This window comes from Acetatifactor muris (assembly GCF_024623325.1).
In the GTDB taxonomy this organism is placed as follows: Bacteria; Bacillota; Clostridia; order Lachnospirales; family Lachnospiraceae; genus Acetatifactor; species Acetatifactor muris.
The window spans coordinates 112,495-126,709 of sequence record NZ_JANJZD010000016.1 but is presented as its reverse complement, the minus strand read 5'-3'; the positions used below and the strand labels follow the sequence as shown (position 1 = coordinate 126,709).

At 42.0% G+C, this 14,215-nt stretch carries 19 protein-coding genes; 14 read left to right on the top strand and 5 right to left on the bottom strand.

All coding sequences use genetic code 11. The features are described from left to right. Positions 1–466 precede the first annotated feature (466 nt). From NSB25_RS16105 to NSB25_RS29950, 7 genes are all read left to right on the top strand, one after another. Positions 467–664, top strand: coding sequence for a toxin HicA (locus NSB25_RS16105; RefSeq protein ID WP_103237695.1), 198 nt, complete (start codon positions 467–469; stop codon positions 662–664). Positions 665–707: 43 nt separating this feature from the next. Next, the gene (locus NSB25_RS16100) at positions 708–1,070 is read left to right on the top strand and encodes a type II toxin-antitoxin system HicB family antitoxin (RefSeq protein ID WP_103237694.1); all 363 of its coding nucleotides are present in this window, start codon (positions 708–710) and stop codon (positions 1,068–1,070) included. A 427-nt stretch (positions 1,071–1,497) separates the two neighbouring features. Further along, positions 1,498–2,037 (top strand): DUF6756 family protein, encoded by a 540-nt coding sequence (locus NSB25_RS16095; protein WP_103237693.1) that lies wholly within the window; start codon positions 1,498–1,500, stop codon positions 2,035–2,037. Between the two features lie 59 nt (positions 2,038–2,096). Beyond that, entirely contained in the window at positions 2,097–2,558 is a 462-nt protein-coding gene (locus NSB25_RS16090; protein WP_103237692.1) for a hypothetical protein, read from the top strand. A 221-nt stretch (positions 2,559–2,779) separates the two neighbouring features. After that, entirely contained in the window at positions 2,780–2,923 is a 144-nt protein-coding gene (locus NSB25_RS30035) for a WCX domain-containing protein (RefSeq protein WP_465220365.1), read from the top strand. A gap of 36 nt (positions 2,924–2,959) precedes the next feature. Continuing rightward, positions 2,960–3,229, top strand: coding sequence for a DUF3795 domain-containing protein (locus NSB25_RS16085; RefSeq protein WP_103237691.1), 270 nt, complete (start codon positions 2,960–2,962; stop codon positions 3,227–3,229). 76 nt (positions 3,230–3,305) lie between these two features. Next, positions 3,306–3,476, top strand: coding sequence for a hypothetical protein (locus tag NSB25_RS29950; protein WP_416385563.1), 171 nt, complete (start codon positions 3,306–3,308; stop codon positions 3,474–3,476). On the opposite strand, the gene NSB25_RS16080 is transcribed toward NSB25_RS29950, so the two are convergent. The 4 genes from NSB25_RS16080 to NSB25_RS16065 all read right to left on the bottom strand — a co-directional run bounded on the left by NSB25_RS16080 (position 3,395) and on the right by NSB25_RS16065 (position 6,757). Beyond that, the gene (locus NSB25_RS16080; protein WP_103237690.1) at positions 3,395–3,946 is read right to left on the bottom strand and encodes a DUF3795 domain-containing protein; all 552 of its coding nucleotides are present in this window, start codon (positions 3,944–3,946) and stop codon (positions 3,395–3,397) included. The two genes, NSB25_RS29950 and NSB25_RS16080, sit on opposite strands and share 82 nt — an antisense overlap. A gap of 331 nt (positions 3,947–4,277) precedes the next feature. After that, complete coding sequence (locus NSB25_RS29720; protein WP_242982251.1) at positions 4,278–4,481, bottom strand: GNAT family N-acetyltransferase; 204 nt, start codon at positions 4,479–4,481, stop codon at positions 4,278–4,280. Positions 4,482–4,844: 363 nt separating this feature from the next. Continuing rightward, positions 4,845–6,086 (bottom strand): sensor histidine kinase, encoded by a 1,242-nt coding sequence (locus NSB25_RS16070; RefSeq protein WP_103237689.1) that lies wholly within the window; start codon positions 6,084–6,086, stop codon positions 4,845–4,847. Then, on the bottom strand, positions 6,083–6,757 hold the full coding sequence (locus NSB25_RS16065; RefSeq protein ID WP_103237688.1) for a response regulator transcription factor: 675 nt from the start codon (positions 6,755–6,757) through the stop codon (positions 6,083–6,085). Before NSB25_RS16065 ends, NSB25_RS16070 begins: the two co-directional genes overlap by 4 nt. Positions 6,758–6,845: 88 nt before the next feature. Between NSB25_RS16065 and NSB25_RS16060 the strand changes: the two genes are divergently transcribed. The 7 genes from NSB25_RS16060 (at position 6,846) to NSB25_RS16030 (ending at position 13,722) form a co-directional block, all read left to right on the top strand. Then, positions 6,846–7,136: a hypothetical protein gene (locus NSB25_RS16060; RefSeq protein ID WP_103237687.1), complete on the top strand. Its 291-nt coding sequence runs from the start codon at positions 6,846–6,848 to the stop codon at positions 7,134–7,136. 66 nt (positions 7,137–7,202) lie between these two features. Next, positions 7,203–8,246 carry an ABC transporter ATP-binding protein gene (locus tag NSB25_RS16055; RefSeq protein WP_103237686.1) on the top strand — a complete coding sequence of 348 codons (1,044 nt, stop codon included), beginning with the start codon at positions 7,203–7,205 and terminating at the stop codon, positions 8,244–8,246. Continuing rightward, the gene (locus NSB25_RS16050; protein WP_103237685.1) at positions 8,243–9,106 is read left to right on the top strand and encodes an ABC transporter permease; all 864 of its coding nucleotides are present in this window, start codon (positions 8,243–8,245) and stop codon (positions 9,104–9,106) included. Before NSB25_RS16055 ends, NSB25_RS16050 begins: the two co-directional genes overlap by 4 nt. Beyond that, positions 9,106–10,557 carry a GldG family protein gene (locus NSB25_RS16045; RefSeq protein ID WP_103237684.1) on the top strand — a complete coding sequence of 484 codons (1,452 nt, stop codon included), beginning with the start codon at positions 9,106–9,108 and terminating at the stop codon, positions 10,555–10,557. Before NSB25_RS16050 ends, NSB25_RS16045 begins: the two co-directional genes overlap by 1 nt. Next, complete coding sequence (locus NSB25_RS16040; protein ID WP_103237683.1) at positions 10,544–11,962, top strand: DUF4340 domain-containing protein; 1,419 nt, start codon at positions 10,544–10,546, stop codon at positions 11,960–11,962. Before NSB25_RS16045 ends, NSB25_RS16040 begins: the two co-directional genes overlap by 14 nt. Beyond that, on the top strand, positions 11,955–12,212 hold the full coding sequence (locus NSB25_RS16035; RefSeq protein WP_103237682.1) for a hypothetical protein: 258 nt from the start codon (positions 11,955–11,957) through the stop codon (positions 12,210–12,212). The genes NSB25_RS16040 and NSB25_RS16035 overlap by 8 nt, the downstream gene beginning before the upstream one ends. 103 nt (positions 12,213–12,315) lie before the next feature. Beyond that, a complete protein-coding gene (locus tag NSB25_RS16030; protein ID WP_172454914.1) occupies positions 12,316–13,722 on the top strand; it encodes a nuclease-related domain-containing protein in 1,407 nt (468 codons plus the stop codon). Here NSB25_RS16030 and NSB25_RS29715 read toward each other — a convergent pair. Then, a complete protein-coding gene (locus tag NSB25_RS29715) occupies positions 13,706–13,939 on the bottom strand; it encodes a helix-turn-helix domain-containing protein (RefSeq protein WP_103237680.1) in 234 nt (77 codons plus the stop codon). The genes NSB25_RS16030 and NSB25_RS29715 overlap by 17 nt on opposite strands. Between the last annotated feature and the right edge of the window lie 276 nt (positions 13,940–14,215).

The window sequence follows — 14,215 nt, the reverse complement described above, 5'->3', positions numbered from 1 at the left end:
TCCCATTCCTGATCGGTGAGTTCGTAACGCCTTAACATAATATCAACCCCCTTTTTCTTTATTTTACCATGAAAAAGAGGCTGGAACAAATGTTTTGTATACTTTTTATTTTTCAAACACGCTCTAGCACCATGTAGATATGGCAGTCAAGGAGAAAACCTGTGATACCCATATGATACCTGTTTGCTCTGAAACTGTAAATACGGCGTAAAATATGGATATTATGGCGATATAAACCCTTGAAAAGCAATCAGAAACTTAACAATTATTATACACATAGGGAGTTCGAGTGATACAAGAGTGTATGGATTATTTTATATAGCAGGCAGTCTATAGGATTGCTTGCTATATTTTATATTATTTTAGTTTGATCTATTTATAAACATTTTCGGTGCCATAAAACAAGATAAAAAATTATTGATACTAAATACGACACCACATATAATGAGGATAGGAGGCATTCAGGATGTCAAAGTGGGATAAACTACTAACACGAATTTATTCATTGTTGAAAGATATCCGGTTCGATGAATTGCGCAAGGTGTTGGAGAGTTATGGGTATGAGATGAATGCCCTTGGAAACGGAAGCAGCCATTGCACGTTTAGAAAAATAGGGTGTAGGCCGATTACGATACCAAAACATGAGCCAATTAAGAGGGTTTAGGTTGAGATGGTGAAACAGATTGTAGAAAGTGAGGCGAAAAGCGATGAAAACGCTGAATGAATATATGGCTTTATCTTATCGGATGGAGATCGTGGAAGATAAGGATGAAGGGGGATTTGTGGTTTCTTATCCCGATATTCCGGGGTGTATTACTTGTGGCGAAACAGTGGAACTTGCGGTAGCAAATGCAGTGGATGCTAAGAGGGCGTGGATTGAAGCTGCACTTGAAGATGGAGTTGAGATTAATGAACCAGACAGCCTGGAAGATTATTCCGGTCAATTTAAATTGAGAATACCTCGCAGTTTGCATCGATTATTAGCTGAGCATTCAAAAAGAGAAGGAATAAGCATGAACCAATATTGTGTATATCTTCTTTCAAGGAATGATGCAGTTTATTCTAAATGAAAACACAGTTATGCTATTGTGAAAGCGGCAGCATTTTGGCAACAGAAAATCAGTAAGCCAGAATAATTGATGTAATTGAAGTAAAAAACGGCGTGAATTTGCACAAAACTTAAACAGATATAGTAAATAACAACAAAGAACACGCCAAGAATAGATGAATAAAGCAGATGATTAGGAGACAGTGGAGTAATTCACTATAATTCACATGCGATTTTTGATAGAGTGGAGTTTTTCACTTTATGGTGCCAGCTCTGCGAGCTGCTCAGTGGTCATCTCTTTCGATGGCCGGTGTTCCGGCAGGAACTTCAGATATCCGTAAACGTTTAGGTCGTGGAAGCAACAGGATTATAATTACTTTAGTGATAAATAAGGATGCAGACGATTATCCAATGAAAATAAACCGGTAATTTGAAAGTGAGAGTACAATATGAATATGAAGAAGTCTGCAAGTGATATATTTCGATTAGAACACGAAATGGTAATGCAATGTGGTATATCGAAAGAACGCTTTCATAAGGTGAGGGGAAATCAGTGGGAAAATATATATCAGAAGATTGTAGAAAAATATGCGGATAAAACAAAAATATGGAAAAATGGTTTGCACTGGGCTAATACAAATGGATATAGTCCTAAAAGCATGAAAAAATTTCTCGGCTGTTATGCGGTTGATTATTCAACATGGTTTTATTTTTTGCCGCAAATTATAAAAGAGAATAACATGGTTTATTTTCTAATCAACAAGGGGAGAGATTGGAATGAGGGAGAAGAATTTTGGATATTTGAAAGTTATATACCTGAATTAGTAAAAGTCCTTGACTTGCTAAACCATACTGCTTTTTTAGACTATGGCTGGTTAGACTATTATATTGTTTCAAAAAAATATCAATGGATTATTGGATTTAATCACCACGATATAATTTCATGTATTGGAGAGGGATTAAATTTTGACTGCTTCGAAAACCATTAATTTAATCTTTTTTATGGGAAGTGTCAGGATGAGAAATAAATATCTCTAAGGAGATCAATATGAATAGTCTGCAAAAAGAAACTATTTTGACATTGCTGAAAACGGATAAAATAAACAGCAATTATACAAATAATTATTGGTTTTCATATAAAGACTATTTAGATCCGACAGATAATTTTACAGATTTCTGCTGTGAATGTCTTGAAGGAAAACAGGAATATATTATTCTGATTGAAAACTTAATCAACAAAGATAAAACTGCAAAAATTTTTGTGCAGGTCTATGGACTGGAAGATAAAGATAGGGTTATAACTGCAGAAACTTTGATTATTTTCAGTAAATTATCGCTTGCCGAAATAAAGCAAATTTTTAATGAACCAAAAGATATATTTCCAAGTGATATTGGAGAAGAAACAGATTTTTGGCAGTCGGCTTTTCTTATTGGGGATAATGGGGAGTTGATTTCAAGCACAAAGTTATTCCATGAGGAGCAGTCTGTTTATTATTGCTGGTGGGACTAATGCCCTCGTTACTGAATAATGGAAAAGGAAACGTTTTTCTTTACTGATGGTATAGACATGGTGCTGGATAGAGAGTGAAATATATCTTTTGGAATGCCAGAGCTATGATGATGGTTCTATGGCGATCAGGATTGCGAAGTATGCTTTTATCTTAGCCAGACAGTTTGCAACATAGGATATGGGTCATATAACAATCCCAATGCCGAGATTTTCAATTTACCATGCAAAAGGATGCTGTGGAGTGGTTCCAGGGCCTTGGAAATAAGGTGAAAGTTCTCGCTCCCCCGGAAATGGTTGAACTAATGAAATCCACATTGGACTCCATAAAAAATTATATGAATATGACACACAGTTGTCATGTATGAAGTGATATAGTTAAAGAAAAAACTAGGAGGTTATATATGGTTGATTCAAGATGTGGACTTCACTGTACTGGATGCGAATATAAGGAGACATGCGGTTGCAACGGGTGTATTGAGACAAACGGACATCCTTTCCATGGAGAATGTCCTGTTGCGGTATGCTGTCAGGATAAAGGCTTTCTTCATTGCGGGGAATGCCCGGATATCCCGTGTGAGCTTTTGATGCAGTATTCCTGCGATCCTGAACAGGGCGACACCCCTCACGGTGCCAGAATCGCACAGTGCATAAAATGGGCAAAGGAAATTTAACGGAGAATATTATGAGTAGATTTACCGAAAAGGGTATTTTGTAAAGGAAAATGTGCCTGTTTATTTCACAGAAGATATGACTAAAACCATTAAGTGGTTTGAGGAAGTGATGGGCTGGTATAGCAGCAAAAAGAAGAGACATCATTTGGTAAACAGGTATTTGCTTTATTGTTCATTCCTTTTTTTACGTAATCTCAGAATTATATTTTTATTTACCGATATTTTTTGGAGTAAACTGGCGGCATAAGCGGCTTTCTCTTTTAATGAAAGGTTTAAGGTATTCTTGTCCAGTTCATTGATGATATTTTCCAAATCATCTATTTCTAACAAATTGACTGCAACGCAAAATAATGTCTTTTTTCGTCCGTCATTATAAGTATTCAACAGATGATTTAACAGGACTTTCTTTCGCTGCTGTTCCGCTGAATATAGACTTACTCCCAGTTGCCTGAATTTCTTCATATCCTGCTTTTGATGTTGGTGTGTAATAAAGGAATCAAACGCATCTATGTTATCATACTTTTCGCAGGGATAATTTTCACACTGGTAACAATATTCAACCTTTTCATGCTGCAAACTGCATTTTGCTATGGAACAGGATTGATTTCCCTCTCCGCCGCCACAGCCGGGACAGTATTGATTGAGGTTCATAGGGCATAGACCACAATTCAATCCGCATAAGGAAAACAATAAATTTTCTCTTTTGAAATTTTTCATGGGAGATCCTCCGCATACCATGCCAATACCTCTTGAGACTTCCGTTAGTACTTAGTTCAATTCTATCACATCAGGCACATTTGTGTATATAAACTTAAAATAAATACTTGATGCACACAAAAGTGTACCGCAGGACTGCAGGGCGTAAGCTACAGGAAGAACAAGGGGGATTTAAGACAAAAGCAGTTATTATAGATAGTGGGGGAAATGAATAGTGGAATTTAAAACAAATGATTTAATACTGCGAACTGTAACTGAAAACGACATTCATTTCCATTAAAGTGCTGCCTTGGGGAACACGATGGCAGGATTCATACCGTGTGACTGAAAATCAGAAAGATTGCCTTGAAACTACCATGTTACATCTACTCCATAACTCGTCTTTATATGAAAATACATCTTTATCAATTTTTCTTTCCACAAAGCCGACTTTTTCATAACATTGTTTCGCTAATGTGTTTTCATTGAAAACATTCAGTTGAACCGCCTTTGCATCGGTTATCTGAAAGGCATATTGCAGAGCCAGATTCAACATTACTTTTCCGTAACCTTTTCCACGTTTTGGTTTATCTGTCTGTCCAGTCAATTGCATTTTTCGCTAATAAATCATGGAAAGATTTTTGTGTCATGGGGTAAGGCAAAAGATTTGCACACCACAAGGCATGGGTTCTTTCGTCATCAATCCATTTTGATACATATTCGTAATCTTTGTCTGGTATATATGGTCGGATTCTCATAATTAGAATGCCTGTTTTCGTATTTTCCGTATCGCTACGTCCATAGTTGGCCTGTCAATTCTGCATTCTCTGTATATTCCAGCATTATTCAGATAATACAGCAATAAAAGATTATCAGAACCGATGAATTTAATAAAAAGATAACTTTAACCGCGGAAACATTATTGAAAGAGGAACTCACTTGTCCCCAGTTCCACAAAAAAACGATTGATATTATTCTTGCTTTCTGCCCATATTTTACCTTTGTGCTGTGCAATAATGGTCTCGGCGATGGAAAGACCGAGGCCGAAGCTGCCGGACTGGCCCATGCCGCCAGTCCGGCTTCTTGCCTTGTCAGCGCGGTAAAAGCGTTTGAAGAGTTGGTTCAGATCGCTGGGGGGTATTTCCGCGCCTTCATCGGCCACCGTCAATAAGCAATGTCCTTTGCCGTGTTTTTTCAGGGTCACCCATGTAGTTCCCTTTTCCCACGAATATTTTTGTGCATTGTCCAGAAGGATATCCAGAACCTGACGTAACTGTGCGGGGTCGCCGTTCACTGTAATGCCGTCCGAGATTTCTGTGTGCAGTGTAAGCCCTTTTTCAAAGAATATAGGTTCAAAGGGAAGCGTCGCATCGGAAATAAGCCGGCTGAAATCTACAGAAGAAAAGACGGTATTGCATTGCACATTATCAGCTCTGGCGAGCTCCAGCATCTGTTCTACCAGATTTCGCATTTGTTTAGACATGACCAGAATACTTGAACTGAATTTTATGCGGCTTGTTTCATCGTAATCCGGATTTTGCATAAGCTCTGCATTCGTCATGATCACTGTCAGGGGAGTTTTCAATTCATGGGAGGCATCGGCAATAAACTGCCGTTGCTGGTTCCATGCCCGGTCAATGGGCTTTACCACCCAGTTTGCCAGAAGAAAACTGATACAGAGAAAAACAAGAAAACAGGCCAGTCCAACAAGGAGACAGTTTCGGATCAGGCTGTTTAAAATGGCCAATTCGTTTGAGATGTCAGCATAGACAAGAATCTGGCTGACAGAGGTGTTTGCACGGTAAAAACGGAGGTTGTATTCCTCTATGATGCCAACGCGGCCGGCATTGGAAAAGGTTGCATTGATCAAGTCTTTCAGAAAGCCTTCATCCGAAAGATCATAGTATCCACCGCCTGCTGCAACTAAATCGCCCTGTTTGCTTAACTGGAGGGTAAAGTATGGCAGACGTACATCTTCCTGCAGTTCATTGGGAAAATGGAGCAGGAAGGGCCGGCCGGCAATATTCTGCATCATGTTGATGCTGTTGTTTTCCAGATTCATCTTTGTAAAAAAATAGATCAGGAACATAATGGCACAGAGCATAACCGTTACAATGCTCATGGTAATGGTCACAAATTGACAGCGGAGTTTTCTGGTCATATTTCTTTTACCTCCAGATGATAGCCCATTCTGCGGATAGCCGCAATGTGGATGTTGGATTCTATACTGGCTAATTTTTTGCGCAAAAAGCCCACATATACTTCCACATGATTTTCAACCGCATCGGAATCATACCCCCATACTCTGGCAAGAATGACTTCTTTGGAGAGATTGCGGCCGCCGGATTGGAGCAGAAACCGCATGATATCAAACTCTTTTGCAGATAAGCGCACTGTGTTTGTCCCGCATATCAACATGCCGGAAGATAAGTCAAGAGAGGTGTTCCCAAAGGCAACTTCATCTACCTGTGTTCCCTGTCGGCGCAGCAGTGCGTTGATACAGGCCAGCAGTTCCCGCGTGTCAAAGGGTTTGGTCAAATAGTAATCTGCCCCGGAATTCAGCCCGGTAATGCGGTCCTCCAATCCGGATTTGGCCGTCAGCATTAAAATGGGTGTTCCGCACTTTTGGGAACGGACTTTTCTGGCAACTTCATAACCGTTCATTTTCGGCATCATCACATCCAAAATCAGCAGGTCGTAAATTCCAAGTTCGGCATATTCTTCGCCGGTCTCGCCATCATAGGCAACTTCGACGTCAAATCCCTTATTGATCAATAATGTCTGAATGGAATCCGCCAGCAGTTTTTCGTCTTCAATCACAAGTATTTTCATGATGATTTCTCCCATCAATTGCTTTTTTATTATAGTACATTTTAATGCTGAAATGAAACTGAAAAAGAAGGAGTTTCTAAAAAGTTAATTGCCTGGGGAACAGGAGGCGTATGTTCCTGTCAAAAGCTGTCAATCCCGTATCAAGTCGGCAGAAAGCATGAGGAAGAAATTGCAGGCACGAGGATTAAAAACGAATCTGCATTCCGCACCCAATGATGTTTACGATGCAGTGGGTATACGGATTATCTGCGGATTTGTGGATGATGTCTATAAAATTGCGGCCTGGATTGAAAAGCGTAAGGAGTTTGAGATTCTTCAGTGCAAGGATTATTTTGTGAAGGATTTGAAAAAGATATGGAAAGTTTATAGCATTGTCTGATACTTTCAGTGTCATTTCAACTTCATATTTTATAATCAAAAATACAAATATAACCAGGAGGGAAAAATGATAAGAGTTGAACATTTGACAAAGCGTTACGGAGATTTCACAGCGGTAAACGATTTGTCCTTTGAGATTGAAGAGGGGCATGTATATGGCTTTTTGGGGCCCAACGGCGCAGGGAAATCCACTACCATGAACATTATGACAGGCTGCCTGTCGGCGTCGGAAGGGCATGTCAGGATTGAAGGGTATGATATTTTTGAAGAACCGGATCGCGCAAAGAAACGCATGGGGTATCTGCCGGAGCAGCCGCCCCTCTATATGAATGAGACGCCTTTGGAATACCTGAAATTTGTGGGAGAGGCAAAAGGCGTGAAGGGCAGGGAACTGCACCGGCAGATTGAAAGCGTTATCTCACAGACCAGACTGGAGGATGTGAAAGACCGCCTGATTTCGAATCTTTCAAAAGGATACCGACAGAGGGTGGGGATTGCGCAGGCACTGTTGGGGAATCCCGGGGTTATCATCCTTGATGAACCCACAGTGGGACTTGATCCGATTCAGATTATTGAGATCCGGGACCTGATCAAACAGCTTGGGCAGGAGCATACCGTTATATTAAGTTCCCATATTCTTTCAGAGGTCCAGACGATCTGTGAAAAGGTTCTCATTATTGACAAAGGGAAACTGGTGGCATTTGATAAACCGGAAAATCTGGAAAAACTTCTGATGGCGTCCAATGCGGTTTCTTTCATTGCAGAAGCAGAAAACGATGAAATAAAGGAAGTCCTGGAAGAAATAGAAGCAGTTGCAGACTGGCAGATGAAAAAGCAGGAGAATGGAAGTGTCCGCGTAGATGTAAAAATTGAGTCCGGCGAAGCATCGGATGTATGCCGTCATATCTTCTTTGCTTTTGCCAAAAGAGAAAAAGCCCTGCTGGAACTGACATCCAAGAAAGCAAATCTGGAAGATGTATTTTTGGAGCTGACAGAGAGCGGCGTGGATAAGGCATCTGTGGATAAGGACGGGAAGACTGATAAACCTGATACGGAACCCACAGAAAACAACGATGTGGAATGGATGGAAAGGCAGGTGGATAACAGATGACTGCGGTATTAAAACATGAACTTCGGAATTATTTCCACTCGCTGACAGCCTATGTTTTCGGGGCTTTCCTGCTGGCTTTTGTGGGAATTGGCGCAATGCTGTATAACATACAGGCGGCGGTCAGCAACTTTGAGTTTGTCTTAAGTTTTGGGTGCCTTGTATTTGTGGTCATTGTACCGATTTTAACCATGCGTGTGATTGCAGAGGAACGGAAGCAAAGGACAGATCAGCTCCTGTATGCGCTTCCCATTACTACGACACAGGTAATTATAGGGAAATATCTGGCGCTGGTGGCAGTATACCTGATTCCCATGTGCCTGATCTGCCTGTATCCGTTGATTTTTTCACAGTATGGAGATGTCTATCTGCTGACATCCTATGGATCTATCCTGGCATTCTTTATCATGGGGGCTGCGTTAATTGCCCTGGGAGTGTTTATTTCTTCTCTGACGGACAATCAGGGCTTTGCCGCAGGTATCGGCATTGCGGTCATTCTGCTGAATTATTACAGCGTCAGTCTTTCGGAATTTGTATCTTCCACGGCAGAGGGATCAGCGGCTGTCCTGTGTGTACTCATCCTTATTCTGGGGGCAGTAATACGTCATTTGACAAAAAACAGCAACTTTGCCTATATCGTATGCTTTGCTTTGATTGCCGCAGTAGTGATTGCTTACCTTGTGGATGCGGCAAAATTTGAAGGGCTTCTGCCGGGCATTATGGCTAAACTGTCCTTGTTTGAGCGTTTTTACAGTTTTGTGAACGGGATTTTTGATCTGACTTCTATTGTGTATTATATTACGGTTGCCGTTTTTTTCCTGTTCCTGTCAGTGCAGTCTATGGAGAAAAGGAGGTATAACTGATGAACAAAACAGAATGTCTGAAATTTTCCGGATGGGGGCACGGAAATGCTTTTCGGGGCGGTTCCTATTCTCTGATGATTACCGTTGTGGTGCTGGCTGTTTTAGTTGCGGTGAATATTTTTGCTTCTGCGCTGCCTGCCGCATCAACCCAATATGATATCAGCTCTACGAAGCTCTACTCCATTACCAGCAATACAAAAGCGGTGGTAAATGCATTGGAAAAAGATGTGACCATCTACTGGGTGGTACAGGCGGATCAGGAAGATGCGGTCATTGAAAATCTGCTGAATAAATACGACAGCCTTTCGGAACATATTGAAGTCGTGAAAAAGAATCCGGATATATTCCCTACATTTGCGCAGCAGTATACAGACCGGGCTGTCCAGAACAACAGCCTGATTGTAGAGTGCGGGGATCGCAGCCGGTTTATAAGCTATAGTGATATTTACCTTGTGGAAACGGAGAACATGTATTCTTATACCTATACTACATCCTTTGACGGAGAAGGGGCGATCACTTCTGCAATAGATTATGTGGTCAGTGAGGATCTTCCGCAACTATATGTTCTGGAAGGGCATGGGGAAATGGAGCTTCCTTCTACATTCAGTGAACAGCTGGGAAGAGAAAACATGGAGGTATCGCAGCTTTCCCTGCTGACCGTTGACACCATTCCCGAGGATGCCGACTGCATCGTCATTTACAGTCCGGCCAGTGATATTTCCACAGAGGAGAAGGATATGTTGGCAGACTATGTGACAGAGGGCGGAAAGCTTTTGGTGATGGCTGGTCCTACAGAAGATGACGGACTGGAAAATCTGTACAGCCTGCTTTCGGATTACGGGGTGGAGGCACAGGAGGGCATTGTCGTGGAGGCGGACCGGATGCATTATGCGTTCCAGCGTCCCTATATTCTTCTGCCCGATATGTCCAGCCATGCCATAACAGATTCCCTGATGGAAGAGAATTATTATCCGATCATGCCCACATCCGGAGGGTTAGTGGTAAATGGTTCCTCCGATAACGGAACCGTGACGGAGCTGCTCACTACATCATATGATTCCTTCAGCAAAATTGCCGGTTATGACTTGTCCACTTATGATAAGGAAGAGGGAGATATTGACGGACCGTTTGCCGTGGCAGTTTCCATAGAAAGCAGTAATGATGGGAAAATTGTCTGGTTTGCCTCCTCCGGTTTTCTGGATGACATGTATAATGCATATTCCTCCGGCGCCAATGTTGACATGTCTATGAATGCTTTGTCATCGCTGATCGGAGAGAGGGAAGCCATAGCCATCCGCAGTAAGTCTCTGAATTATAATTATCTGACCATCAGCGAATCCACAGGTTCCCTGTTGAAAGTGACCATGATCGGCGTATTTCCGCTGTGTTATCTGGGAATTGGAATCTATGTGGTTCTGAGAAGAAGGAGGGTGCAGAATGAAGCGGTATAAGAAAATATATCTGTTATTGGGAATTCTGGCAGTTGTGTGTGCTGCCACAATCGGAGTCATGCAGGTGGAGGAACATAAGGAGAAGATTAAAAATACGGATGCGGTCATTTTGTCCGTACCTGTGGATTCCGTCCAGTCATTATCATGGGAATATGAGTCGGAGACATTTGCATTCCACAGGGATGAAAAGTGGCTTTATGATGAGGATGAAGCCTTTCCGGTAGCGGAAGAAGAAATCAACGGAATGCTGGAAACATTTCAGGAGTTTGGAGCCACATTCATAATCGAAGAAGCAGAAGACCTCGGACAGTATGGACTGGATGAGCCAGTCTGTACCATACATCTGGCTACAGAGGAACAATCCTGGGAAGTACAGTTGGGCGGCTACAGCAGCATGGATTCCCAGAGATATGTTTCTATTGGGGATGGAAATGTCTATCTGGTCAGGGAGGATCCGTTGGATTATTTTGATGTGGAGCTCAGTGACCTGATTGACCATGATGAGATTCCTTCTTTTGAGCAGACAACAGGTATTCAGTTTGCAGGCACCGAAAACTATGACATTACCTATGAAGAAGACAGTTCCAGCACCTATTGTGCGGATGATATTTATTTTATCAGCAGAGATGAGAAAACGCTGCCCCTGGATACGTCCAGAGTAGAGGAATATCTTCAGAATATCAGCAGCCTGAATCTGACGGATTATGTAACTTATCATGTGACCGATGAAGAACTTACGGCCTGTGGACTGGATGAACCGGAACTGACAGTGACTGTTGCATATCTGTCCGAGGGGGAAAGCGGCGAAGAAATTTCAGATACATTTGTCATGAATATCAGTCGCAGCCCGGAAGAGAGAGCAGCTGACAGGGAGACGGAGGAAGAAGAGGGCAATTCGGAGGAGGAAGAAATTACCGCCTATGTAAGAGTGGGTGAGTCGCAGATTGTGTATCGGATTTCCGGAGACAGCTATGAGAACCTGATGGCAGCATCCTATGATTCCCTTCGGCATCAGGAGGTATTCTCCGCAGATACAATGGATATCCGTCAAATTGATATTACTCTGGAAGGTATGGAATATGCGATTACCTCCGAAGAAGATGAGGAGGAAGGCAAACGGATCTACTATTATCAGGGGAAAGAGGTGGACATGGCGAACTTTAAGAGCAGCCTGAAGAAGCTGAATGCTGTCAGCTTTACAAAAGAGCAGCCGGCAGAAAAAGAGGAAATCAGACTGGTAGTATATTTGGACAATGAAAATTTCCCGGCGGTTGAGATCGGGCTGTATCGGTATGACGGGAATGAATGCCTTGCAGTCGTGGACGGGGAACCGGTATCGTTTGTGCAGCGTTCCGAAGTGGTGGATGTAATAGAGGCGGTTCACAGGATTGTGTTGAATGAATGAGGAGATAAATAAGTCAATAGCAGGGAAATGCAGGGTTAGGCTGTTTGATAATGTATATGAGCAATCAGCCTTGGGGCATGGCGGTAAAAGCAGAAGGGTTGAATACATATATAATGTTACTAATAGTAAAAAATTGAATATATTATCCTTGAATTTCATGATTTCACATGATAATATATGTAATATATTGAACATATATTTGAAGCCGATAAGGAACTGCCTTGAAATAATTTGTACAGTTTTATGCTGATTTTTGAAATAGATACTGAGTTAAAAAAATGAAGTTGTACAAGCAATTTCTGAGAGTTCCTGACACAAAAACAATAAATAAAACACACTTTGAGGAGGAGACCATGAGTTTTGCATATGGATTATTACAAATCGTACCCACAATTGCGGAAAACAGGGAGGAAAAGCAGAAGAGGGCTATGCAGGCAGATTTCATGCAGGTCGTTGACCGGGAGATGGGAGCTTTCTGTGAGCGGAAAGCGGCAGAATATGGGATTACGCGGGGAATGAATCTGATAGAATTGCAGGTATCCATAACAAGAGACCAATGCTGTTGTGAAGAACTGCTCATGAAAAATGAAGAGGCGCTTCCTTTTCTGGAAAAAGAGAGAGAGGAACTGATGGCTCGCAGGGATGCTATGTTTGACAGGCTGCAGAGGCTTCCGGTAGAAGGAGAATTTGCTCTGGACAGAAGCGAAGTACGTATAGGCAGAAGAGAATGCAGAACATCAACCGCAGATGGCCGGAATGCCCTGCTGTCAAAGGCTGAAAAGTATCTGGAGAACAGTGTACTGGATTTCCCTACAGAGGAATATCTGCAGAGAGCTTACAATTCGATCTCCAATATAATCGGCGAAATGGATAAGGACATTGCCATTCAGCAGAAAGGCGTTTCCGGCGAAAAAGAGGTCAACGAGCAGCTGCGGCTGTATGAAGGAAAATACAGAATACTACAGAACATTGTTCTGGAATCCGCTGATTCTCAGGGGAACACATCGGAGGTGGATGTCTATATCATTACGGACAGGGGCCTTGTGGTGGTAGAGGTTAAAAATTATGGAAACGAGAACCAGAGGCTGCACATCACAAACGACGGCAGATGGGTGATGGAAGACATCCATAACGGAAATATTTTGAGAAGAATCGATTCTCCAGTGGAACAGAATACAAGACATTGCCTTGCGGTAGAAAGGCTGCTGGCGCAGGAACTGGGAGAGGACTGTCATATCCCCGTGATTCCGGTTATCTTTATTGCCAATAATAAAGTCAGTATCCACAATGAGAGCAGGAGCAGCGTGATTCGTGTATCTGAATTCTACACTTTTATTAACTCCGTACAGGGGACAGATACCTTATCTGGAGAAATGCAGGAGAAAATAGAGAACCTGCTGAAGGAGCACAATATTGGCGCCCGGGACTTCCCGGTGAAAAGCAGACGCCGCATGGTGGGGCTTTTGGAAGAAGTAGAAGCGGTATTTACGAACTATGTACTGTACAATAACGAAGTGGCTGAGGAATATCAGAAAGCAATTATCAGGAATACTCCTGTCTACGAAAAAAAGAAAAGAAAATGGAAAAAACCCAGCACAATGACCATTATCCTTTGTCTGCTTCCGTATTTGCCCATTCTCCTGTTTGACTGGACGCCGGAATTCAGAATGGTACTGCTGGCCGGCTATACCATGATGCTTTTCAATATACCGGTTGGATTGTTTGCGGCAGTGTTGTTGTTTTTTATCTTAATCCTCTGAAAATGTCTATTTCCTCTTTCCGCTGATTTATGGAGGCTGATTCTTCCTCTGTTGCGCTGAACTGCAGGACGTCCTGGACGCTGCAGTTCAGAATCAGGCATAATTCATTCAGGGTGTTGGAGCTGATGGGTTCTCCGTGCCCTATTCGCCTTAAAGTATTGCTGCTGATGCCACAGTGGTAAATAAGCTGATATTTGGTAATGCCGCGTTTCTTCATGGTAGACCATAATGATCATATGAAATCATATCCCAACCCTCCGGATAACAGGAATTTATATTCATTTTAGTAGCAATATAAAATATTGCACATATTTCTGCTGCGTCGTATAAAATTATGAAATATTGGAATGAGAATATGAGATTGTGCAGATCGCATATTCGATGTATAATGTGGAGACCATGGATGAGCAAGAGTTGTGGTTATGTGGGATATACCAGTACAGAAGCCGACAGGAATTCTTTTTCTGAAAAGGAAGAAATAAAATAAATATTT